This window comes from Nocardia amikacinitolerans, from assembly GCF_900215415.1.
GTDB lineage: Bacteria > Actinomycetota > Actinomycetes > Mycobacteriales > Mycobacteriaceae > Nocardia > Nocardia amikacinitolerans.
The window spans coordinates 728,963-751,706 of the sequence record NZ_OBEG01000004.1 but is presented as its reverse complement, the minus strand read 5'-3'; the positions used below and the strand labels follow the sequence as shown (position 1 = coordinate 751,706).

The window sequence follows — 22,744 nt, the reverse complement described above, 5'->3', positions numbered from 1 at the left end:
TCGCCCTATCACGCCAGCATGATTCCCGACTCGACTACCCAGGAATTCTCGCGGTGGGATAACGCCACGCACACCGTGGGAGCACGGACGGACAACTCCGGCAACGGAGCTTCGGGCCACATCCACGAAGAAGCCGTCTCCAACCTGGATTGCGTCGGGACTCGGCGGCTCCATTCTCCTTCGAAGTGACGTCCCCCATATCCGTTCGGCGGGTGCGCATTCCGTCGCCGGGAGACGTTCGCGCTGGTCGCGCGTTTCTTTCCGCGTGGCACGTCTTGTGCATAAGCTACGCAGCGTGCTCCACGCGGCAGTTCGACGACCTCGAGGGTCGGCGATACGACTCGGAACCCTGTTGCGACGGGCGCACAACGATTCTCGCCGTGAGTAACCATCGATCGCACCGTGCGGGAGCAGGGGAGGACGCAGGATGGTGAGCGCCAAGAAGGGCGCGAGCAGGACGACGACACTGCCGCGCCGCCAACTGGGCCGAGCGCTGCGCGACGCGCGCCAGGCCAATGGGTACACCCTCGAAGAGGTCGCCGAAGTGCTGGAGATCAGCCGATCCTCGCTGGGGCGGCTGGAACTCGGGCAGAACGAGCGGGTGAAGGTTCGGGACGTCGAGTACATCTGTGAGTACTACGGGGTGCCGGAGGAGCGGACGGAGTACCTGAAAATTCTTGCGGCACAGGGCAATGCTCGGGTCTGGTGGGAGGACTTCAGGGATGTAATCCGGCCCGGGTTCAATACGTACCTGCATTTGGAGGCGGCAGCGGCGGGGTTCCACTTCTTCCAGTCACTCGTCATACCGGGGTTGTTGCAGACTGCCGGCTACGCGCGGCGCGCTGTGGCTTCCCCAGGTCCTTGCACACCCGAGGAGATGGACCGGCGGGTCGCTCTACGCATGAGGCGATCCACAATTCTTACTCGGCGTCACAAACCATTACGAGCCGAATTTCTTCTGCACGAGTCGGTGCTGCGCACCGTGGTCGAGTCTGAACGCACGATGGCCGCACAGCTGCGCCATATCGCCGATATGGGGACACGCGACAACGTATCCGTGCGGGTCGTCCCATTCTCCGCTGGATTCCCTGCCGGTTTGGCGATACCGCCATACATCGTCATCGATTTCCCACAGCATGAGCCATCGGTTGTCTATACCGAAGGCGCGATCGGGAACGCGATTTTCGAGAGAGGCGACGAAGTAGCGCGCTTTCAGGAGATTCACGGTGCCCTCCAAGGTGCGGCACTCGAGGAACGACCATCGAGAGATCTGATCCGTACCATGGCAAGGAGTTACGAACGGTGAACGAACTGTCCAGCGCAATCTGGTTCAAGTCGAAGCACAGTGGAGATGGCGAGGCGTGCGTCGAGGTGGCATGGCTCGATGCCGGTCGGGTCGGTGTTCGTGATTCGAAGGACCCGACCGGTCCGGCTCTGGCCTTCACCGCGGAGGAGTGGGAAGCCTTCACTATGGCGGTCGTGGACGGTCGGTTCACCCGGCCCGCCTGATCATTCGGGCGCCGAGCGGCCCGCAGACGGCGACCCCGACATCGGCTTACCAAGTCACAGCCCAGGTCCTCATGCTCATGAGCGCAAGTCACGTGACAGTCGGCGTAGCAGGTCGGGCAGTCCGGCATCTGCTACCGTTTGACCAAACCTGAGTCCGGGGCGAGAGGGTGGGGATGAGCCGTCGAATCACGTTGATGTTGCTCGGGGTCGTGCTCGCGTCCGGCGCGGTCGGGTGTGTGGACAACACGAGCGGGTCGCCAACGACTACCAGCACGGCGGCAGCGGCTCTGTTCAATCCGTGCACAGGCATTTCCGATGACGTCGTGCGAGCGGCGGGAGCCGATCCAGCCACCGAAGAGTCAGGCATCGCCGGAGTACATCAGCCAGGCTGGGAAATCTGCGGGTGGACAGCGAAAACGTACTTCATAACTGTTTTCTCGACCGGCCGCACCGTTGAAGAGTTCGAGCGCAAGCCCGGGAATGTCGAATTCCAGGATGTGACGGTCGCAGGTCGTCAAGGTCGGCAATTCAAAGTCGAGGGCGCCTCGAAGGACGACCTGTGCGACGTCCTCTTCCCCGCCACTCAGGGCGTCGTGCAACTGCGGGTCCAAAACATGGCCAGAATGGATGGCGTCGAAGACCCGTGCACTGTGCTGTACCGCGTCGGCGAGTCGATGGTGCCCACGTTTCCGCGTTGATCAGGGAGGGGATCGTATGAGTGACAATGCATTGAAGTGGAGCCAGCTTGCCAGCCAAGCCCGAGCGGGAGAGCTGTACCTTGACGACCAGAATGCCGCGTATCTGTGCGCAAAGGCATGTGACCAGCGACTAGCCGATCTACGGGATCTGCTCAGATTGACCGCTAATGCGCAGAACGTCTCCGGATTCGGAGACTTCAACATGGGCAACGACCTCGTCCAGAAGTTCCTGAAACAGGCCACCGGCGAAGACAATTCGATCGACAAGGTCATCCTCGAACACATCGAGACCGTGCAGAACATGCGCGAGGTCATGGCCATCTCCTTCAAACGCATCACCGGCCAAGACGTCGAGAACGCCGCCCCGATCACCAACGCCACCGAGCAGGTCGGCTGATGGGCAACCCTGCCGCCAGCCTGCAAATCTTCGACCCGGGACAGCTGGGCTCGGCCATGCTCCGCAGTCTCACCAACTGGATATCCGGTGAGGAGCTGCAGCCCGAGGTCGACCCGTACTCGGTGCAGGACAAGTACAACCGCCAGCGCACCGACGTGCGCGACCGGGCAGGCGACGTCGGCTTCCAGGGCGCATACCGGCCCAAGGAGGTACGGGGCACCGACGAGTTCGACCGCGACGATCTCGCCACACTGCGCCGTAGGGTCGATCAGATCAGCATCGAGACCGTCAGCAGCCTGTCCACCACCTGGAACACCATCGCCCAACGGCATCAGACCTCGCTGGACACCTTCTCCCAGGCGATGGCCAAGGCCACCGACGACAGCGTGTGGAAGGGGTCGGCGCGCGACGCGGCGCTCGGCGCGGTCAACGGCTACACGGCGGAGGCCGCTCAGGTCACCAACGCGGCGAAGCTGACCGGCAACAAGCTCGCGGAATTGCAGACCGGGCTGGAACCGACCAAGCAACTGGTGCCGCATCCGCCGGAGCACCGCAGCGGCATCGACAATGCCCGGGCCTGGATCGCCGGGCGTGGCTGGCGCAACGACGATGTCGCCGAATACAACGCAAGGACCGAGGCATTGCGTGTCCTGAAGACCGTGTACGCCCCGGTGGTGCTGGAGACCGACACCAACGTGCCGCAGATTCCACGCCCGGCGCAGACCACCAAGCCGGGTGACCCCAAGGTCGGCCCCGGCCCAGGTGACGGTGGTGGCGGCAATGGTGGCGGTGGCGGCGGAACCGGCACCGGTAACAACGGCGACCAGAAACCCACGGGCACCGAGAATCCCGAACAGGGTTCGCCCGTCGAGGAGAACCCGGACGAGTCGACCAACCCGTCGGGCACCGACAACCCCACCTCGACGCCGCAGTCCACCGACACGACGCCCGCGTCCACCACGCCCGCCTCGACTCAGACGCCGACCACACCCGGCTCCGGCACACCGAGCAGCCCGGGCCCCGGCCCCGGTGGCCCAGGACCGGGGCCCGGCAACCCGAACGCGGCGACGCCGGGTCCTGGCCGCTCGATCCCCGGCACACCCGCCACGGGCGCTCCGGGTGCTCCGGCCGCCGCGAGGTCCAGCGCACCGGGCGCCGGGCGTGCGGGCATGCCCGGCATGGGTGGCATGGGAGGCGCGCGACCCGGCGGCAAGGACGACGAATCCAGCAAGGGCATCCCGGATTACCTCATCAACCAGGAGAACGGCGAAGCCCTCACCGGACTCGACTCGATCGGCAAGACCGTGCCGCCGGTGATCGGCGAATAACCGGACGGACAGGGACATTTCGATGCTCGAGGTACGGAGCTGGCGGTTCACCGCGCTCGAATTCCGGACGCTGTGGGAATCCACCGGCCGTGACGTGCTGCCCTACCCGCTGCGACACCGGCACACCACCGAATTCGCGGAAGACACCATGCGGCTGCGGCAGGCGGCGGCCCGCTCGCTGCACTCGCAGCTCGACGACGGCCTGGTGCGCGCGGTGGAAGTGTTGCTTGCCCCGCAAGCGCGGGTGGAACTCGCCGGGTTCGCGGGCCCGCGCCGTGAGCGCAAGCTGCGCGCCCACGCCGGTGTCCATCACGAACACGGTGCGATCGCCGTCCAAGAGCCAGGCCAGGACCACGACCACGGCGGCGATGTGACGCTACGGCTGCTGCCCGCCGGTGACGTCGCACGCGCCGTGGTCGACGCACTCCCCGACCGCGGACCAGGACGCGGCCGACAGCTCCAGGTCAGCGCGACCGAACTCGAGCAGCCACGCCCGCACGTCCGCGACGCCTGGAAACCCACTCCGCGCGAAGAATTCGAGAAGTTCTTCACCAACGCCATGACCCTCGTCGCCCACGTCGGGGTCTACGCGATGGGCAGCCCTGACAACCGGCACCTGCACGGCCGCAAGGATTTCCAGATCAACGATGTCGAAAATGACGGTCGCTATGTCACTTTCGGCTCTGACTTGCTCACCGTCAAACCCAGCACCGCCGACCGTATCACCGCCACGCTGCGACAGATGATCGCCCGCACCGTCGACGAAGTACGCGGCGGGGTCCACCTTCCGTTCTGAGCGGCGGCGCGACTGCCCACCCTCGACGCGTCGCCGCCGCGCTCGCCGTGGTGGCCTGCACGGTGTGGGGTCGCTGGACGCGTCCCAACGGGCCGGTATCGGTCCGGGGTGGGTGGAGCGGTGATAGGTTCGGCGCGGGGTGGTTCGAGAGGAGTTTCGGATGCGAGCCGCTGTCGTGACGAATACGAAGTTCCAGGTCGAGGAGTTGCCGACGCCCCGGCCGGGGCGCGGGCAGGTTCTGCTCAACGTGGTGCGGTGTGGGATCTGCGGGTCCGATCTGCATGCTCGCACGCACGCCGACGAGATGGCGGACTTGGCGAGCGCGACCGGGTACGACGGGTTCATGCGGTCCGAGCAGAGTGTGGTGCTCGGGCACGAATTCAGCGGAGAGGTAGTCGAATACGGTCCCGACTGCCGGAAGCGGTGGAAGCCGGGGACGAAAGTGGTCGCGCTGCCGATCATTCGGCACGACGGACAACCGCACCTCACCGGACTGACTACGGCCGCGCCCGGCGGCTACGCCGAGCAGGTGGTCGTGCAGGAGTCGATGACCATGCCGGTGCCGAACGGGCTTTCGGCGGAATTGGCCGCGCTCACCGAACCGATGGCGGTGGCCTGGCACGCGGTGCGCAAGGGTCGGGTCGGCAAGGGGCAGACGGCTTTCGTAATCGGGTGCGGGCCGATCGGTCTCGCGTTGATCAGCATGCTCAAAGCGGCGGGCGTTCGCACGGTGATCGCGAGCGACTTCTCGCCGCGCCGCCGCGAGCTCGCCACCGCGTGCGGTGCGGATGTCGTGGTGGATCCGGCCGCCGAATCCCCTTGGGAGGCAGCGCCGAAGAAGGGGATCGGTAGCGTCACGGATCTGCTCGGTCTCGGTTTCGACACCATGCAGCGCCTGCGGCGGGTCCCGAATCTGCCGTGGTGGTACGTCTTTCGGCTGGCGCACACGTTCGACGCCGGACCCGCCGGGCCGGTGATCTTCGAATGCGTCGGTGTTCCTGGCATCATCGACCAGATTCTCACCGCCGCTCCGCCGCTTTCTCGGGTCGTCGTGGTCGGCGTGTGCATGGAAGCCGATCGCTTCCACCCGGCGATGGCGATCAACAAGGAGATCGAGCTGCGCTTCGTGCTCGGCTACGACCCTGGCGAGTTCCGCGACACCCTGCACATGATCGCCGACGGCAAGGTCGACCCGGCGCCGCTCATCACCGGCACCGTCGGCCTGGAAGGCATCGACAACGCCTTCACCGCGCTCGGCAACCCGGAGCGGCACGCCAAGATCCTGATCGACCCGACCAGCTCGGCGGTCACTCCCTAAGTGACCGTCCGAGAACTCGGACTCGGTGCTCAAAGCGTCGATAAGCGGTTGGCATTCCTGGTGTAGGCCTCATCGAACAGGTCCCAGCCGTCGCGGCGTCCGGCTGTGCGTGTCTCGGCCATCCAGCCCGCCTCGACGGCCGCGTCTACGAACGCCCGGACCACGCCGGGCATGTTCAGGTTCAGAAAACGGTTACCGACCCAGATCTCACCGGCAGTGGACACCCCGCCGTCTGGGATATGCCGCTCCCCGTCGGGGCGGAAGATCAGTGACAGGCCTGTCACCGACCCGATTCGCCGCAGCCGAAGTACTTCCTCGCACCCGTCCACATGTCGGTGGTAGGTCTTCCACAGGTACTGCTGCTCACCCACCGTAAGCACCCGGCGGCGAAGCTGTTTCGTCATCACGCGATGCTAAATGTGGGTTCATGGATCCCGCTATCGGTTTATCGAGCGGGATCAAGTCGGGAGATCCTCGGCCATTTTGTCGTCCAAGGTGACGCGGACCAAGGCGGCGGCGAGATCGGCGGCGCGGTCGCGCGGCGCCAAGTCGGCGAGTTTCTCCGGGGCGGTGGGGAGGCCGACGCGGCGGGCGCCGCGGAGGGCGCGGTCGTCGAAATGAGGGCGTGCCCATGGCCAGGTGTCCTGGACTTCGCGCAAGAAGATGTCGCTGCCGGTGGGGCCGATGCCGTCGAATTCCTGGAGGAGGTCGGCGGCGCGGTCGGCGTCACCGTCGGCCGCGGAGGCCAGTTCGCGCAGGTCGCCGTGGTACTGGTCGATGACGCGGTGGGCGTTCGCGCCGAGGCGGGTCGCGGTGCTCTCGTCGTAGCGCTTGTAGTGGGCGCGACCGAGGGCGTCGACCAATTCCTGCCAGTCGGCGTCGGCCACCTTCTGCGGCGTGCCGTAGCCGCTGTCGATCAACTCCTTGGCGGCGGCCACCGCGATATCCGCGGAAATCCGGGTGCTCAGCAGTTCGGCCAGCATTAGCAGTTGGAACAGCGGCGCGGGTTTGTCGGCGAGCTTGATGCCCGCCTCGGCGGCGTATCCGGTGCCCGCCCGGTCCAGCAGGGTCCGGACGACTTCACGATCGCTCATCACGGCCTCCTCGTTCGGGATACCGGTGGCCTACCCGGGACTGCCGTGTCCATGCGCGGGGAGAGGAGACGACCGAATGTCACCCCAACCACGGTGAACGCGGTCGCGGTCACCGTGGGTCGGGTGAGCGCGGGTCAGCGGCGACCCATGCGCATCTCCGGGGCCGGGGGCAGCATGCTCAGCGTGCCCTCGGCGCTGCGGGCGGCGGTGAGGCAGGCGAGGGTGGTGAGCTGGTCGGCCATGGGGTGGCGGGCGCGTTCGCGCCATTTGCGGACAGCGGCGACGGCCTGTGCGCGTTGCGCCTCCGGGCCCGCGTTCGGTGGGAGGCCGAGGCGCAGGTGGGGTGCGATGCCGGAGCCGCCGATCAAACGGTGCAGTTCGGCGAGATCCGCTGGGGGCAGGGTCAATTCGTCGGTGCGCAGGCGGCCGAGCAGGCGCAGTTCGGCGAAACCGTGCACGTCGGCGAGCAGGGTGCGGACTCTAGGCAGCAGCTGGTCGGCGGAGGTGCCCGGATAGGCGGTCAGCACCCTCGCCAGTGCCGTCAGCGCCGAATGCGCCTTGAGTTGGTCGGCGCGCTGGCCGAACTGGACGTCGAGCACCGAGCGCAGCTCGTCGACACCGCTGCGGCTGGTCAATTCCGCGGCGAGCGTCGCGGAGTCGCGGACGCCGAGCCGAATCAGGGTGACGGCCATGCGAATACCGAACATGCCGAAACGCTCGGCCAGCTGGGCGCGCAGTTCCGGCGCGACGGGGAGCGGAATGTCGGGGCGCGCGAAGCGATCCGCCGACAACATCGCCGCGGTCAGCTCGTCGACCGGGACGCTCGCCAAGGCCTGGAACGCGGTGAACTCCTGTTGACGCAGTGTCTCCGCGGCGAACGCGAGCAGTCCCGCGACGGGAATCACCGCCTGGCACAACCCGGTTCGCTCCAGCTCGGTGGCGAAACGGGAGGCGACGTCGCGAGCCGAATGCAGTGCGTCGATGCGTCCCGCGCCGATCTCGTCGGCCCGCGAGACGACGCCGACCACGCCGAGCGGGCCGGACAATCCCGAAGCCCCTTGCCGCGCAGCGGTTCCCGAGCCGATGCGCTCCAGGAAGCCGATGTCGGTGGCGTCCAACCTGCGCAGCAGGTAGACGACCGCGTCGGCGCCGGGGACGGAGACGCTGGCTTCGGCTTCTTCGTCGTCGGGGGTCAGCAGGCGGGCGGTGCGGCGGGACACCTCGCGCGAGAGCGAGGAGGTGCCCGGTGTGTCGATGATGGTGGTGTGGGTCAGCGCCGCGGCGGGCCATTCGACCTCGAGGTGGTCGACCTCGCGCGGGCCCGGCGCGTTCCAGTTCAGCCGTTCCAGGTCGAAGGTCAGGCCGTGCGCACCGCCGCCGCGGCGCACCACGACGTTCGCGGTGGCGCCGTCGGGCGCGTACGCGGTGACGCTCGGGGTCGGGCCGTTGCGATACCAGGTGACCACCCTGGTGCACTCGGTCGCGTCGGTCGGGGCGATGTCCTGGCCGACCAGCGAGTTCAACAGCGTCGACTTGCCCGCCTTCAACGACCCCGCCAGCGCGACACGCAGCGGCTGATCCAGCCTGCGCGCGCAGTCAGCGAGCAGCGCCCTGGGGCGCGGTTCGCGCGCGAACGCCTGCCTGGCCGCGTCCACCAGCCGGTGCGCCTCGACGACGATGCCGGGCGCGACTCTCGTGGTCACCGGCGCCCCGCGGCGCGAACGCCGATTCGGGCCTCGACGGACGTGCACCGGAAGGACGCGGCGCCCCTGGTCGAGCGCGAGTGGGGTGTCGTGATCACCCCGATACCGTACCGAGAGCTCCTCGGACGGGCGCGGCGGCGATGGGCTGTTGCATCGCGTCGGCGTAGCGGCGCAGTTCCGCGACGAAGCGCAGCTGCCGTTCCAGCACGGTGCACCGCTCGGTGCGGCGCGCGGTCTCCATCGTGGCCGCCTCCTGCGCGGCGCGCAGCGAGTCATCGAGGGAGCGGAGGCTGCGCTCGGCGACGCCGCTGTAGTGGTCGCGCAGGGCACGGTGGATGCGGTGCAGGCGGTCCTTGGACTCCTTGCCCGCCTGGAACGCGACGTCGTCGACGAAGCGGCGCACCGCGTTCTTCGCCTCCACCCGGCGGCGCGCGAGGCGGGCCTGCTTGTCGTCGCGAAATGCCTTGCCGCCCACGATGACACCGGCGCCGATGGAGATCGGATTGAGCATGGCCAGCCCTGCGAAGGTGCTGGCGAGACCGACCATGAGCACACCGCCGTAGGAGCCGCGCATGCCGACGAGCAGCTTGCTGGCGAACCCGATGTCCGGTTCCAGATCGGCGAGGGTGCCGGTGATCGGGTTGTCCTCGGCGTTCAATCCGCTCTTCACGTCGGGCAGGTCGACCGCGCCGAAGTGGACGAAGTGTTCGGCGACGTCCTCGGCCAGCTCGATCGCGCGCTTGTGTGTCCACAGCAGGTTGTCGGCGAGCGCGCTGTCGACGGTGCCGGTGAGCCATTCGGAGATTGCGTCCCAGTGCCTGCCCGGATCGTGCTCGTCGATCCACTCCTCGCCGGTTCGGGTCAGGTGGCGCAGGCGATCTCGCAGGTCGTGGTCGACATCGCTTGCGAGGTCGGTGATTCCGTCGGAGAGCGTCTGCTGCCAGGCGGCGGTGCGCCGATGCAGGTCTTCCGCAGCGGCTTTCGCGGCCTGGAGTTCGCGGATCGCGGCCGCGCCCTGGTTCGGATCGCGCAGCGCGACGAGTTCGCTGCCCAGCGCGAGCGCCAGATGCTCCGCGGCGGACTGGATATCGCGTGCGACGGCGGCGCGGGTCGCGGCCTGATCGCGCGCCACCACCTGCTCGCGCAGAAACTGGTACAGCACACCGAAACCCGACTCTTGGCCGAGCTGCGCGTCCTGTAAACGCATGGCGTGCTCGCGCAGCAGCGCGGAGACCGGGATGATCGGCACCTCCAGCCCGGCGCGGTACAGGTGGCCGAGGTTCGCCTCGTGGACCTGACGCCAATGCGGGTACAGATCGGTCTTGGTGAGCAGCAGCGCGACCGTCGGGCACAGCTCGCGGACCTGACGCAGGAAGGCGAGCTCGGGTTCGGTGATCTCGGTGGAGGCGTCGGACAGCACGAACACCGCGTCCGCCGCCGGGACCATGCCGAGAACCGTTGTGGTGCTCGCGTTTCCGTGTCCGCCGACACCTGGGGTGTCGACAAGGACGATGCCGTCGGCGAGCAGCGGGTTCGGCAGTTGGATTTCGAGGCGCATCATCCGCCTGCCGTCGGCGAGCGGGCTGCGGGAATCGATCGTCGGGATCTGTTCGATCGGGACCGGCACCCGGGATTCGCTGCCGCCGCGCGGTTCGGTGAGCAGGAACTGCGCTTGCGCGTATTCGCCGTGCGACAGCGTGGCGGGAACGACCGTTGTCGCGTCGTCGCCGACCGGGCAGATGTCGACGTTCAGCAGTGCGTTCACGAAACGGCTCTTGCCCTGGCCGAGTTGGCCCGCGATCACGATGCGACGCCGCGGGTCGCGGACCCGGTCGGCCGCCGTTTCCAGACGGCCGACGAGGTCGGTGCGACCCGCGGCGCGCGCCGCGGCGATGGTTTCACCCAGTACCGACAGCAGCGGCACTGCGGGCGCGGAAGCAGGTACTGGTGTCCCCATCGCGTTGTCGTCCTCTCTCAGTGCAGGAACGCATCACCCGACAGGTCCGTCGACCCGCCGATCTCGGTGCTCGACTCGCCCTCGGCGAACAGCGAGGTCTCGCCGGTCGCACCGAGGCCGCTGTCGAAGCCCGAACCGAATGCGCTCGAAACGTCCAGCGACGACCAGGTGTTCGCCGTGGTCTCCGCCGTGGATCCGATGCTGCCACCCAGGTCCGAGCCGCCGCCGAGCGCACCCTGCGCGCCGAGCGATCCCGTTGCGTCCGCGGCGCCCTCGTATGCGCCGGACGCCCCGGAGGACAGGTCGCCGCCGAGACCGGTTTCCAAGCCGGCACCGGCGTTGCCCGCGGCACCGAGACCGGTCTCGAGACCGCTGTTCAGGCCCGCGCCCGCATTGCCCGCGGCGCCGATGCCGGTCTCCAGGCCGCTGGACAGACCGGCACCGGCGTTCCCGGCGGCACCCAGACCAGCTTCGAGACCGCTGTTGAGGCCCGCGCCCGCATTCCCCGCGGCTCCGATGCCGGTCTCCAGGCCGCTGGACAGACCGGCACCGGCGTTCCCGGCGGCACCCAGACCAGCTTCGAGACCGCTGTTGAGACCCGCGCCCGCATTCCCGGCGGCGCCGAGACCGGCTTCGAGGCCACTGCTCAGACCGGCGCCCGCGTTGCCTGCGGCACCCAGTCCGGCCGACAGGCCCGACTCGAGTCCGGCACCCGCCTGACCCGCCGCGCCGATCGCACCCTCGAGTCCGGCCGTGAGACCCGCGCCCGCCTGCGTGGCAGCGTCGACGCCTGCGGACAGACCCGCCTCGAGTCCGGTCACCGCCTGGCCACCCGCTTCGAGTGCGCCGCCGAGGCCGCCCGCCAGGTCGGCGCCTGCCGTCGCGCCGGACTCGATGCCGCCGGAAAGGCCTGTCTCCAAACCGGTTCCGAATTCGCCGCCCGCCTCGACGGCGGTTTCGGCGCCGCCGGACACGTCGAACCCGGAAACGCCGCCGACCAGGCCCTGCAAGCCGCCGCCGAGTTCCGCGCCGCCCTGCGCGCCGCTGGCGAGCACACCGCCGAGTTCACTGTTCAGGCCGGCGCCGATCTCGTGCTCCGCGCCGAGCACGGTGCCCAGACCGGCCGACATGCTCGACTCCAGGCCGGTGACGGTCTGGCTACTCGCGTTCGCCCCACCGGACACACCGGACCCGACGCCCGCTCCGGCTTCCACCGCTCCCTGCAACCCGCTCTCCAGCCCGGCGCCCAGCCCCGAGCCTGCCTCGACAGCTCCGCCGATGCCGCCCGCGAACTCACCGCCGAACTCCGCCGCGGTCCCGAGCCCGGCCGCCGCTCCGGCCGCGGCACCCGCACCCAGCGCGCCTTCGACGCCACCGGCCAGTTCGCCGCCGGCTTCGAGCGCGCCGTTCGCCGCGCCTTCCAGACCACCGGCAAGATCGGCGCCCGCGTCGAGCGCGCCCTCGAGGCCGCCCGAGAGGTCAGCGCCGAACCCGGCACCGAGGCCGGTCTCCAGACCGGTCCCCGCGTCGAGCGCGCCGCCCAAACCGGTTTCCAGACCGGCCGCGGCTTCCGCACCCGCACCCAGCGCACCCTCGAGGCTGCCGCCGAGACCCGCGCCCGCATCGAGCGCGCCGCCGAGCCCGGTCTCGAGGCCACCGGCCAGTCCGGCACCGGCTTCCGCGCCAGCACCGAACGCACCTTCCAGACCCGCACCAGCACCCGCGGCCAGATCGCCACCGAAGTCCGCACCCGCGTCGAACGCACCGCCGAGCTCGGTCTCGAGGCCACCGGCCAGTCCGGCACCCGCACCGGCAGCACCTTCGAGGCCCGCTGCGAAATCACCACCGAAGTTCGCGGCCGCGTCGACTGCGCCACCGAACCCGGTCTCGAGGCCGCCAGCGAGATCAGCACCCGCGTCGAACGCGCCCTCGAACCCACTCGACACCGCACCACCCGCTCCGAGCGCACCCTCTACGCCCGCAGCGAGATCCGTCCCCGCGTCCAGCGCACCATCGAAACCGGCGGCGAGGTCACCACCGAAACCGGTCCCCGCGTCGACCGCACCGCCGACACCGGCCGCCAGATCACCGCCGAACCCGGCGCCGGCATCGACGGCACCGCCGAGCCCGGCACCGAAGTCGGCGCCCGCCTCGGCACCCGCGTCGATCACGCCACCGAGACCAGCGGAAAGGTCACCACCCAGCCCGGCGCCCGCGTCGATCGCGCCATCCAGACCGGCCGACAGATCACCACCGAACTCGGTCCCCGCGTCGACGGCACCTTCCAGACCCGCACCCAGACCAGCGCCGGCACCGAGCCCAGCATCCACCGCACCGTCCAGACCACCGGCGAGCTGACCACCGAAGTCCGCACCCGCGTCGATCGCACCGCCCAGACCCGCGCCCAGATCGGCACCCGCCTCAGCACCCGCACCCAGCGCACCATCGAGACCTGCGGAAAGGTCACCACCCAGCTCGGCGCCCGCACCGAGGCCCGCATCCCACGCGCCTTCCAGACCACCGGCCAGATCGCCGCCGAACTCGGTACCCGCGTCGACCGCACCGCCCAGGCCAGCACCCAAACCGGCACCCGCCTCGGCACCCGCGTCGATCGCGCCACCGACACCAGCGGACAAGTCACCGCCGAACTCAGCGCCGGCGTCCAGCGCACCGCCTACGCCCGCGCCAAGATCGGCACCGGCCTGCGCACCCGCACCGAGAGCACCATCGAAACCAGCCGACAGGTCACCACCGAACTCGGTGCCCGCGTCCAGCGCACCGTCCAGACCACCGGCGAGCTGACCGCCGAAGTCCGCACCCGCGTCGATCGCGCCGCCCAGACCCGCGCCCAAGCCCGCGCCGGCTTCTGCACCCGCGTCGATCGCGCCGCCGACACCAGCGGACAAGTCACCGCCGAACTCGGCACCCGCGTCCAGAGCACCGCCCAAGCCCGCGCCCAGACCAGCACCGGCTTCCGCACCGGCGTCGATCGCACCACCGACACCAGCGGACAGGTCGCTGCCGAACTCGCCGCCCGCATCGAGTGCACCGCCGAGACCTGCACCGAGGTCGGCACCCGCCTGAGCACCCGCGTCGAGTGCACCACCCAGTCCGGCCGACAGATCGCCGCCGAGGTCGGCACCCGCATCGACGGCGCCCCCGAGTCCCGCGCCCAGCCCGGCGCCCGCGCCGAGGCCCGCGCCCAACGCGCCGTCCAGACCACCAGCCAGATCGCCACCGAACTCGGCACCCGCATCCAGCGCACCACCCAGGCCAGCGCCCAATCCGGCACCGGCTTCGGCACCCGCGTCGATCGCACCGCCGACACCAGCCGACAGATCACCACCGAACTCACCACCCGCACCGATGGCGCCCTCGAGTCCCGCACCCAGCCCGGCGCCCGCGCCGAGGCCCGCATCGAGCGCACCACCCAGACCACCGGCCAGATCGCCGCCGAGCTCGGCACCGGCGTCCAGCGCACCACCCAAACCCGCGCTCAGATCGGCACCGGCCTGGGTACCGGCGCCGAGAGCGCCACCGAGACCGGCCGACAGGTCACCACCGATTTCGGCGCCCGCGCCGAGGCCCGCATCCAGCGCGCCACCGAGGCCAGCGCCGAGGTCGGCACCCGCCTGAGCACCCGCATCGAGCGCGCCACCGATTCCGGCCGACAGATCGCCGCCGAGGTCGGTGCCCGCGCCGAGTGCGCCTTCGAGGCCCGCGCCAAGATCGGCGCCGAGGTCCGCGCCCGCGTCCACGGCGCCCCCGAGGCCGGCACCCAGACCGGCGCCCGCGCCGAGCGCACCCTCCAAGCCCGCGCCGACCGAGCCTTCGAGGCCCGCGCCCGCGCCGAGGCCCGCATCGAGCGCACCACCCAGACCGGCACCCGCACCGGCAGCGATATCACCGACACCGTCCAACACACCACCGACGGCACCACCGAGACCAGCGCCGACACCCGCGCCCAGACCAGCGCCCGCACCGAGAACCCCGTCGAGCACGCCGCCCAGACCCGCGCCCGCACCGGCAGCGATGTCACCGACACCGCCCAACGCACCGCCGACAGCACCACCCAAACCAGCGCCGAGCGCGCCGCCCAGATCGAGGCCCGCGCCGAGGTCGCCGTTCAGCCCGGTGCCGAGGCCGAGGTCGATGTCCGTGTTCAGGCCCGCACCGAGGTCGATGTCGGTGTTGACGCCGGCGCCGAGGCCGATGTCCGTGTTCACGCCCGCACCGAGATCGATGTCGGTGTTCACGCCGGCGCCCACGTCGACACCTGCGTTGGCACCCGCCGAAGCGCCAAGACCGACACCTGCGGCGGCACCGGCCGACGTGCCCGCCGCGACGATCGCCGACAGCTGCGAGCCGCCGGCGACCAAGGCCGACTCGGCGACCATCGGCGCCACCGCGGCGATGTCCTCCGGCGTCACCGCGGAGAGTCCCGCGGCAGCGAGCGCGCCTTCGGGGTTGGCGCAGTAACCCACCGCGGCCTCGCGGTCGCGCAGCAGGCCGAGGATGAACTCGAGAATCACATTGGGGGTCATCGAGGATCGTCTCCTGGGATCGGCGGACCACGCGATCCGCACTCGTTGGAATGCATTTCACGCTAGGCACGCCTCGCGTTACGGGGGAACGGGGCGGACCCCCACCAATCGCCGGAGCGACCCATTAGGGGCGCGCACGCCATTAGGGGAATATCCCCGCTCTTTCCCCAGCCCCGGTAACGGCGGCCCCTCAGCAACCGACAGATCTGACAGGCCGGATCACACGGCTATCTCGCACAATCGAACAACACAGCAGCGACTACCGGATCCCACGGTTTTCCCCATACGAGGTTCACCAATGACACAGCGTCTGGCGCTCGGCATCAAGGTCGGAGCGTCGAATTCGGTCGCCGTGGCGACGACGGGTGAGATCGGCGACACCCAGGCAGGCCCGGCAGCGGGCGGAGCCGTCGTGAGCCACCCGAGTGTGTTGCGCCTGAGCCAGGGCGCCCCGCCTGCCTTCGGGTCCGGCGCGGGGCGCACCGGAAGACACTCCAGTGACGCGGTGCTGGAAGGGTTTCTGGCTCGGGTCGGCGATCCGGTCGACATCCTGGCCGAAAACGGTTCCGCGCACGCGGCAGAGGACTTGGTCGCCACGGCGGTCACCTGTCTCATCGACGAAATCGCCGATGTCACAGGGGAACAGCCCGGGGCGGTCGTCGCCTGCCACCCGGCGTGGTGGTCGCGGCACACGATCGACGTGCAGCGCGCCGCGTTGGACGCCGCTGGCCTACACGAAGTGACGCTCGTCCCAGAGCCGACGGCAGCGGTGCAGTGGCTCGAGGCCGCGCACGGTCCGCTCGGCGAGGGCGCGCTGGTCGTCTACGACCTCGGCGCGACCGGGTCGACAGTCTCGGTGGTGCGCACCGGAAGCCAGACGGCTCTGCTCGCGTCGCTGCGCTCCACCGACGTCGCCGGTTCGGAATTCGATCTGCTGACCATGCGTTACGTGCTGGCAAACGCATTGCGTGGAAATGATTTCGATCCGTTCGACCCGGTCGTGGAACGCGAATTGTCGGTATTACGAGAGCGCTGCAAAAATGCGAAAGAAGAGCTTTCCATAAATACCGCCACGGTCGTCCCTGTCCGCCTCGACCCGACTTCTCCGGCGGGCGACCAGATCCGCCTGGTTCGCGGCGAGCTGGAAGAGCTGATCCGCGGTCCGCTGCTCACCTCGATCGATCTGATCCGCGACACCGTGCACCGCGCCGGACTCGACATCGGCGATATCAGCCGGGTGCTGTTGACCGGCGGCGGCGGCGCGATTCCGTTGGTCGGCGAGCTGATCTCGAGCGAGTTCGGTCTCCCGCTGGTCGCCGCGCCCGAGCCCGCCAACACCAGTGCGCGCGGTGCGGCCGCATTGGCCGCCGATCTGCTGGACAGTGCGATCGACACCGCCCCGGTCGCGGCGTTCGCCCAGGATCCGGCGACCCCCGCCGCTCCGAAGACCAAGGAGCTGCCCGCCCTCGAGCGGCCCGGCCGTCCCGGCGGCAAGGAGAGCGCGCTCCCGGTTTCCCGTATCCGCAGGCTCACCGGCCGTCAGCGCGCCGCGATCGTCGCGGGCGCGGCCCTGGTCATCGGCCTGCTGGCCACCGGAACCGTCGCGATCGGCACCGGTGCGCACTCCCCGGCGAACTCGCCGACCGCCGAGCAGTCCACGTCGACCGGACCCGCCGACGTCGCGGCCCCCGGCGGCACGGGCGCACCCGGAACGGACGCCCCCGTAGCCGATCCCGGCAACGGCACCCCGCAACAGCCGAAACCCGTTGCGTCGCAGCCTGGTTCGGCACCCAACTCGATCCCCGGCTCCAGCACCGTCGCGGTGGTGAACAACCAGCCCGCGCCCGGGCAACCCGCGCCGGGACAGCCCGCGCCCACCGCACCCGGAGAACAGGCAGCGCCGCAGCCGGCGCCGCAACCCACCCCCGGCCCCAATCCCCCTGCGCCGCAACCGCTGCCGCAGCCCCAACAACCGCAGGCGCCGGACCTCCCCACCGAAGTGCTGACCGAACCGCTCGGTGAGGTGGTGGACGGAGTCGGCGGCGCGGTCGGCACGGTGCTGCGTGCGCCGGGTGAGATCCTCGGGGGGAACGGTGGCTGACACGGCGTTCGACACACTGCCGAGCGCCCGCGACATCCTGCGCGAACTCGACAACACCGAGCAGGAACCGGCGGTCTACCTGATCCGCGGCCGCTCGGGCACCGGCAAGTCCACCTTGCTCTCGGTGATCCGGACGCGTCTGCGCGGACGCGGTATCCCGTTGCAGGACAACGTCGCCGCACCCGGTCCGACGGCGGCGACGAACGGCGCGCATCCCGGCCACGTGGACAGCGTCGACCCGGCCGCGCCCCGCCCGGCGCTCGTCATCGACAATGCCCACACCCTGGGCGCGCCGGAACTGGAAACGCTCTGCGCCGCTGTCGAATCCGGCAACTACACGGCCGTGATCGCGGTGCAGCCGCGCCCGCACGACCCGCAACTGCGCACCCTCGCGGAGACGGTTGCCCGGCGCGGCCGCATCGTCGACCTGCGACCGCTCGGCGTCGCCGACATCCTGCCCTTCGCAAGGGAATTGGGCATGATGGTGCCGCGCCCCGTCGCCCAACACATCCACCAGCAGACCGGCGGTATTCGCGGCGGCGTCGTCGCCGCGCTCACCGCGGCCTGCTCGGCGCGCCTGGACGCCGGGATTCGCGTCGTGGACGAGGCTGTGGCCGACTGGTCGCGCTCGCAGCTGGACAACCTGGAACCGGATCTACTGGAGACTTTGGTCGTCGCGACCACCGGGACCGGCCTGGACTCGAGCGAACTCACCGAGGTGCTCGGCGTCGAATCCACTGCCGCCCAATCGCTCATCGACCGCGCACGCGCCACCGCCCTGGTGACCGACGCCGACCTCTTGCTCGCCCCTGCGGTCGCGCCGCTGCGCACCATGCTCGGCGATCGCAGGTTCGTCGCGGTGCAGCGCAGGCTGCTCACCGCACGCCTCGACGCCGGCCTACTGCGCGACCACACCGCGCTGCTACTCGCCGAGTCCGGCGTCCGCGACCCACGCCTCGCCGAATTCCTCTGCACCGCAGCCGAAACCGCCGGGCGCGAGGCGGTCCGCTACTACGCCGCAGCCGCCTCGGCGGGCGCCGACGCCAATCAGATCGCGCTGCGCTGGGCCGAGGCCGCCGCACGCACCGGCGACGGTGAGACCGCCATGCGGCTGGCCGAACCCGTGCTGGCAAGGGCCGGCGTCGACGGACCCGATCTCGCCGACGCCGTGCGGATCTGCGCGGGCGTCCTGACTCGCCGCGGCCTCATCGGCCGCGCCGCCCAGCTCTACGGCTGGCTCGGCCCGAACCGAGTCGGGCCGGACTGGGCGGTGGGCGCCACCGTGCTGTATCTGGCGGGCAACGTGCCCGCCGCGACCGAACTGTCCGGCACGGCGGGCAACTGGCCGCCCACCCAGGCGGGCGCGCACGCCCAGCTCATCGCGACCGCGCTCGCGAACTCCCTCGCTGATCACGGAAGCGGAACGCCCACCGCGGTTTCCGCGCTCATCCAGGCCGCGCACGCCGACTCCGGCGTCGACCGCTTCCTGCCGTGCACGGCCGTCTCCATCGCGACCCTGCTGTGCCTGAGCACGGGTGAGCCGCGCCGCGCCGGTGACGCGCTGCGCCGGGCGACCACCAGCGGGCTGCGCTGCCATCAACTCCAAGTGCTCACCGCGTGGGCGGCCATGCTCGGCGGTGACGAACAAGCCGCCGCCAACACCGTCGCCGCCTTCGACTGGGACCAGCTCGACGTCCGCGACCGGCTGCTGGCGCACGGCGTCGCGGTCGGCCTTGCCCGCCGCGGCGGCGACCACGCCGCGCTGACCCGCGCCTGGCAAGCCGCGTACCCGCTCTTCGACGACGTCGACGCCGACCTGCTCACCGTGCTGCCGATCGGCGAGCTGTGGCTCGCGGGCATCCGGCTGCGCGACGAACGCCGCATCGCACCGCTCGTCGACGCGACGCTCGCACTGCTCGACCGCCTCGATCAGCCGCCGGCCTGGGCCAACGCTTTCCACTGGTACGGCGTGCAGGCCGCCATCGCGCACGAGAGCCCCGCGGAACTGCTGCCGCACGCGCGCCTGCTCAAGGCCGCGGCGGAAGCCGGCAACCGGCACGCGGCCGTGTTGGTGGACGCTGGCCGCACCTGGGTGCTCGTGCTGCGCGGGCAAGTCGAAGTGAAGCCGGTCGAGGTGGCGGTCAACGGGCTGCGCGAGATCGGCCTGACCTGGGACGCGGCCCGGCTGGCCAGCGAGGCCGCGCTCTCGGCCGCCGAATCCTCGACCGCGACCGCGCTGCTCAAGCTGGCCCGCATGGTGCGCGCCGAGTCCAAGCCGCAGGAACAGCCGGTCCCGCCGGCCGCCGCGCCGCGCGCCTCGAACACGCCGGAGGCGCCCGCCGACGGTGCCGCGATTCTGAGCGAGCGGGAACGCGAAGTCGCCGAACTGGTCCTGCTCGGATTGACCTACCGCGAGATCGGCGCGCGGCTGTACATCTCCGCGAAGACGGTGGAGCATCACGTCGCGCGGATCCGACGTCGGATCGGTGCGCGATCCCGCTCGGAGTTATTGTCAATGCTCCGCGCCATGGGACACGGCTCGTTGCTCGTGTGATCGCCTCGGGGCGGGCCGATCGACGTCGAAACGAGGAATGTGATGGCCACAGGGGTGGGCCTGCGGATCGCCGATGAGGACTGCACCGCCGCGATCGTCACCGACTCGGGCGACCTGCACTACGTCGTCCGGGAGTCGGTCCTGCACATGTCCGACGACGGCGACACCGTGCTCGGCGGCGAAGCGCCGTCGGACCACTCGCACTCCATCACCGATTTCGTCGGCGCGGTAGGCAACCCCGCGGGTATCTCCGTCGACGACGGCGAGGCGTATCGCGCCGAAGACCTGGTCGCCACCGCCCTGTTCTGCCTGATCAACCTGACCACCGAGCACCTCAGCGGCGCGGCCGAGTTCTACGCCACCCACCCCGGCGCCTGGCCCGCACAGCAGGTGCAGTCGCTGCGCGAGGCGCTGGACTATCTGGGCCTGAAGTCGGTGGTGCTGGTCAGCGAGGCCGATCTGCCCGCGGTCGACACCGCCGAACCCGGCAAGTCGTTCGCCTACGACGCGGCACGGGCCGCGCTTGCCTCGGTGCTCGCCACCCCCGCGGGCGCGACGCCGCCGGATCCGAGCGCCGCCGAGAACTCGACCGTGGTGACCGACGTGATCCCCGCGGTGCCCGCGCCCGAGCCCACCGTGCAGGCCTATTCGGCGGCCATGCCGGCGACACCGCTGCCGACCGAGCTGCTCACCGAGGCGACGCCTGCCGAAAAACCCGTGCCGCCAGTCGAATCCGGCGATCGCCGGCGCATCACGGTGCTGATCGCGGTCGCCGCGTTCATCGGCCTCACCCTCGGCGGCCTCGGTGTCGCCGTGCTCTTCCGCGGCGACGAGTCGCCCACCGTTCCGCAGGTGCGCGACGCGCAGTCCGGCACGTCGAGTACCGCCGTGCCGCCACCACCGCCTCCGCCGAGCGCCCCGCCGCCGGTCGCCGAGCCGCCGGTGGTCGTCACCGAGACCACCGAGCCGGAGCCGACCCCCGAGCCACCGCCGCCGCCCCCGACGACCACCGAGTCGACCACCACGCCGAGCGCCACCGCGCCGCCGACCACCACCGTGCCGCGTCGGACCACCACGCGCCCCACCAACCCGTGGTACCCGTACGACTCCGAGAACCCGTACGAGTGGTGGACTCCGCAGTGGCAGCCGCCGGGAAACAATCGCCCCCGCTGATTCGCCGTCGTTTAATAGCGAACGGAAGCGGTTTGTGCCCTAGAGTGAAGCGCTGACCGGTTCGTCCGACGTTTCTCGGCGAATCGGAGTCGCTGGACGAGGACTGTGCGCCAACGGGTTCGCCGCCGACGGCCCACAGATTTAGCTGGCACTTGGCGTGCCGACGAAGGGACTTCATGCGCAAGTTGGTGGCGCGTCGCGCCGCGGTCAAAGCTGCCTCGCTCGGAGCAGCGGCGACCGTTCTCCTGGCCCCCTTGTCCGGCACGGCGACGGCGGAACCCGCACCGCCACAGCTCAGCGCCGACGCCCTGCCCGCGGAACTGGTCGAGGCGATCGCGCGCGATCTGAAGATGACGCCCACCGAGTACCTCGATCGCGCGGCTCGGGCCCAGCAGCTCAGGGAATACGCCCGCGACTTCCGTTCCGAGCGTCCCGATTCCTTCGCGGGCGCGTGGATGGCCGCCGACGGCAAGGCCGTCGTCGCGGTGACCTCGCCGGACGCCGCGAGCATCGCCGCGGCCGACGGCTACCAGACCCGGCTCGCCCCGGTCTCGGCGGACAACCTCGAGAGCTCGCTGATGCAGCTCAACCAGTGGATCACCTCGCTGCCGCGCGAACTGTCCAACGCGATCAACTCGGTCGCCATCGACTTCCTCAACAGCCAGCTCGTCCTCAGCGTCGCGAACACCCCCGCGGGTCACGTGCTGAACCTGCCGACCCTGATCGCCAACATCAAGGTCATCCTCTCGCCAGGCGGCGGCGGCCCGGTCGAGCGCAGGCCGATGGGCGGCGACACCTACATCAGCGCGCCCGGCTCGCTGCACGATTCCTCGCTGCGCAACGTCGATGTCTGCTCCTTCGGCTTCAACAGCATCGACGCGGCGGGCAACGCGCTCAACATCAGCGCGGGCCACTGCGACCCGAACCTCAGCAAGGCGAACCAGGAGGCCGGTGTCTACCTGCCCAACCTGAAAGACCTGCCGAACAGCCCCGAGCTCGGCACCTTCGTGACCGCCACGCTCGGCGGCGAGAACGCGCTGGACTACTCGGTGATCAAGCTGAACGAGCGCGCCGTCCGTGCCGGCATGGACCAGCCCTCGGTGCGCGGCGCCAACGGCACCACGCTGGCGATCACCGGCACCGCCGACCCGATCACCGGCGCTCCGGTGTGCAAGTCGGGCCAGTCGTCCACGTTCACTTGCGGTTTCGTGGTCGCGGACCGGGTCGAGACGCAGCTCTACACCGCGGAGGGCGAGTCCAAGACGATCCGCGGCTTCGCCAGCTCCGCGTGCACCCTCGGCGGCGACAGCGGCGGCGCGATCGTCTCGGGCACCCTCGCCCTCGGCATCACCAGCGGCTCCAACGCCGCCGACGCACCGGACTGCAACGAGGCGAACGTCGCGCTCGCGCCCTACGGCGGCACCGCCACGCTGGGGATTCCGATCCGCTCGATCCTCGCCGACATCGACGCGACGGCGGGCGGCGGGATCGGCAGCGGCATCCAGGTGCGGACCCGACCGAACGTCGGATAACCGATAAGTCCGATTCGGGCAAAAATGGGGTCCCGGTCGG

16 protein-coding genes and 1 pseudogene are annotated in these 22,744 nt (G+C 70.2%); 11 read left to right on the top strand and 6 right to left on the bottom strand.

What is annotated here, in order from left to right:
* The first annotated feature begins 427 nt into the window (after positions 1-427).
* From CRP45_RS21755 to CRP45_RS21725, 7 genes are all read left to right on the top strand, one after another.
* On the top strand, positions 428-1,306 hold the full coding sequence (locus CRP45_RS21755) for a helix-turn-helix domain-containing protein (protein WP_097246575.1): 879 nt from the start codon (positions 428-430) through the stop codon (positions 1,304-1,306).
* Entirely contained in the window at positions 1,303-1,509 is a 207-nt protein-coding gene (locus CRP45_RS21750; RefSeq protein ID WP_097246574.1) for a DUF397 domain-containing protein, read from the top strand. The genes CRP45_RS21755 and CRP45_RS21750 overlap by 4 nt, the downstream gene beginning before the upstream one ends.
* A gap of 194 nt (positions 1,510-1,703) precedes the next feature.
* Positions 1,704-2,207: a DUF3558 domain-containing protein gene (locus CRP45_RS21745; protein WP_169810923.1), complete on the top strand. Its 504-nt coding sequence runs from the start codon at positions 1,704-1,706 to the stop codon at positions 2,205-2,207.
* A gap of 16 nt (positions 2,208-2,223) precedes the next feature.
* On the top strand, positions 2,224-2,604 hold the full coding sequence (locus tag CRP45_RS33480; protein ID WP_143861515.1) for a hypothetical protein: 381 nt from the start codon (positions 2,224-2,226) through the stop codon (positions 2,602-2,604).
* Positions 2,604-3,932: a hypothetical protein gene (locus CRP45_RS21735; RefSeq protein WP_097246572.1), complete on the top strand. Its 1,329-nt coding sequence runs from the start codon at positions 2,604-2,606 to the stop codon at positions 3,930-3,932. The genes CRP45_RS33480 and CRP45_RS21735 overlap by 1 nt, the downstream gene beginning before the upstream one ends.
* A 22-nt stretch (positions 3,933-3,954) precedes the next feature.
* Positions 3,955-4,728 (top strand): ESX secretion-associated protein EspG, encoded by a 774-nt coding sequence (locus tag CRP45_RS21730; RefSeq protein WP_097246571.1) that lies wholly within the window; start codon positions 3,955-3,957, stop codon positions 4,726-4,728.
* Positions 4,729-4,888: 160 nt separating this feature from the next.
* Complete coding sequence (locus CRP45_RS21725; RefSeq protein ID WP_097246570.1) at positions 4,889-6,046, top strand: zinc-binding dehydrogenase; 1,158 nt, start codon at positions 4,889-4,891, stop codon at positions 6,044-6,046.
* Between the two features lie 29 nt (positions 6,047-6,075).
* Here the strand turns inward: CRP45_RS21725 and CRP45_RS21720 are convergent, their stop codons facing one another.
* From CRP45_RS21720 to CRP45_RS35310, 6 genes and pseudogenes are all read right to left on the bottom strand, one after another.
* The gene (locus tag CRP45_RS21720; RefSeq protein ID WP_143861514.1) at positions 6,076-6,450 is read right to left on the bottom strand and encodes a hypothetical protein; all 375 of its coding nucleotides are present in this window, start codon (positions 6,448-6,450) and stop codon (positions 6,076-6,078) included.
* A 54-nt stretch (positions 6,451-6,504) separates the two neighbouring features.
* The gene (locus CRP45_RS21715; RefSeq protein ID WP_097246568.1) at positions 6,505-7,140 is read right to left on the bottom strand and encodes an HhH-GDP family DNA glycosylase; all 636 of its coding nucleotides are present in this window, start codon (positions 7,138-7,140) and stop codon (positions 6,505-6,507) included.
* Positions 7,141-7,274: 134 nt separating this feature from the next.
* Positions 7,275-8,843 (bottom strand): dynamin family protein, encoded by a 1,569-nt coding sequence (locus tag CRP45_RS21710; RefSeq protein WP_245910283.1) that lies wholly within the window; start codon positions 8,841-8,843, stop codon positions 7,275-7,277.
* A 94-nt stretch (positions 8,844-8,937) separates the two neighbouring features.
* Complete coding sequence (locus CRP45_RS21705; RefSeq protein WP_097246567.1) at positions 8,938-10,800, bottom strand: dynamin family protein; 1,863 nt, start codon at positions 10,798-10,800, stop codon at positions 8,938-8,940.
* 17 nt (positions 10,801-10,817) lie between these two features.
* Entirely contained in the window at positions 10,818-11,930 is a 1,113-nt protein-coding gene (locus CRP45_RS34705; protein WP_143861513.1) for a hypothetical protein, read from the bottom strand.
* Between the two features lie 3,315 nt (positions 11,931-15,245).
* A pseudogene (locus tag CRP45_RS35310) lies at positions 15,246-15,344 on the bottom strand (hypothetical protein); the annotation flags it as partial.
* Positions 15,345-15,642: 298 nt separating this feature from the next.
* Here CRP45_RS35310 and CRP45_RS21690 point away from each other — a divergent pair.
* From CRP45_RS21690 to CRP45_RS21675, 4 genes are all read left to right on the top strand, one after another.
* Complete coding sequence (locus CRP45_RS21690) at positions 15,643-17,445, top strand: Hsp70 family protein (RefSeq protein ID WP_179830955.1); 1,803 nt, start codon at positions 15,643-15,645, stop codon at positions 17,443-17,445.
* Positions 17,438-19,999: a LuxR C-terminal-related transcriptional regulator gene (locus CRP45_RS21685; RefSeq protein WP_097246563.1), complete on the top strand. Its 2,562-nt coding sequence runs from the start codon at positions 17,438-17,440 to the stop codon at positions 19,997-19,999. Before CRP45_RS21690 ends, CRP45_RS21685 begins: the two co-directional genes overlap by 8 nt.
* Before the next feature lie 42 nt (positions 20,000-20,041).
* Positions 20,042-21,172, top strand: coding sequence for a hypothetical protein (locus tag CRP45_RS21680; RefSeq protein WP_179830954.1), 1,131 nt, complete (start codon positions 20,042-20,044; stop codon positions 21,170-21,172).
* 176 nt (positions 21,173-21,348) lie between these two features.
* Positions 21,349-22,704 (top strand): S1 family peptidase, encoded by a 1,356-nt coding sequence (locus CRP45_RS21675; RefSeq protein ID WP_067787155.1) that lies wholly within the window; start codon positions 21,349-21,351, stop codon positions 22,702-22,704.
* Positions 22,705-22,744: the final 40 nt, after the last annotated feature.

Bases quoted from the DNA above. Each gene is read 5' to 3' on its own strand.
- CRP45_RS21715 (WP_097246568.1), bottom strand. From the start codon at position 7,140: ATGAGCGATCGTGAAGTCGTCCGGACCCTGCTGGACCGGGCGGGCACC.
- CRP45_RS21735 (WP_097246572.1), top strand. From the start codon at position 2,604: ATGGGCAACCCTGCCGCCAGCCTGCAAATCTTCGACCCGGGACAGCTG.
- CRP45_RS21720 (WP_143861514.1), bottom strand. From the start codon at position 6,450: ATGACGAAACAGCTTCGCCGCCGGGTGCTTACGGTGGGTGAGCAGCAG.
- CRP45_RS21730 (WP_097246571.1), top strand. From the start codon at position 3,955: ATGCTCGAGGTACGGAGCTGGCGGTTCACCGCGCTCGAATTCCGGACG.
- CRP45_RS21680 (WP_179830954.1), top strand. From the start codon at position 20,042: ATGGCCACAGGGGTGGGCCTGCGGATCGCCGATGAGGACTGCACCGCC.
- CRP45_RS33480 (WP_143861515.1), top strand. From the start codon at position 2,224: ATGAGTGACAATGCATTGAAGTGGAGCCAGCTTGCCAGCCAAGCCCGA.
- CRP45_RS21725 (WP_097246570.1), top strand. From the start codon at position 4,889: ATGCGAGCCGCTGTCGTGACGAATACGAAGTTCCAGGTCGAGGAGTTG.
- CRP45_RS21705 (WP_097246567.1), bottom strand. From the start codon at position 10,800: ATGGGGACACCAGTACCTGCTTCCGCGCCCGCAGTGCCGCTGCTGTCG.
- CRP45_RS21755 (WP_097246575.1), top strand. From the start codon at position 428: ATGGTGAGCGCCAAGAAGGGCGCGAGCAGGACGACGACACTGCCGCGC.
- CRP45_RS34705 (WP_143861513.1), bottom strand. From the start codon at position 11,930: ATGTCGGCCGGTCTGGGCACCGTGCTCGGCGCGGAGCACGAGATCGGC.
- CRP45_RS21690 (WP_179830955.1), top strand. From the start codon at position 15,643: ATGACACAGCGTCTGGCGCTCGGCATCAAGGTCGGAGCGTCGAATTCG.
- CRP45_RS21745 (WP_169810923.1), top strand. From the start codon at position 1,704: ATGTTGCTCGGGGTCGTGCTCGCGTCCGGCGCGGTCGGGTGTGTGGAC.
- CRP45_RS21675 (WP_067787155.1), top strand. From the start codon at position 21,349: ATGCGCAAGTTGGTGGCGCGTCGCGCCGCGGTCAAAGCTGCCTCGCTC.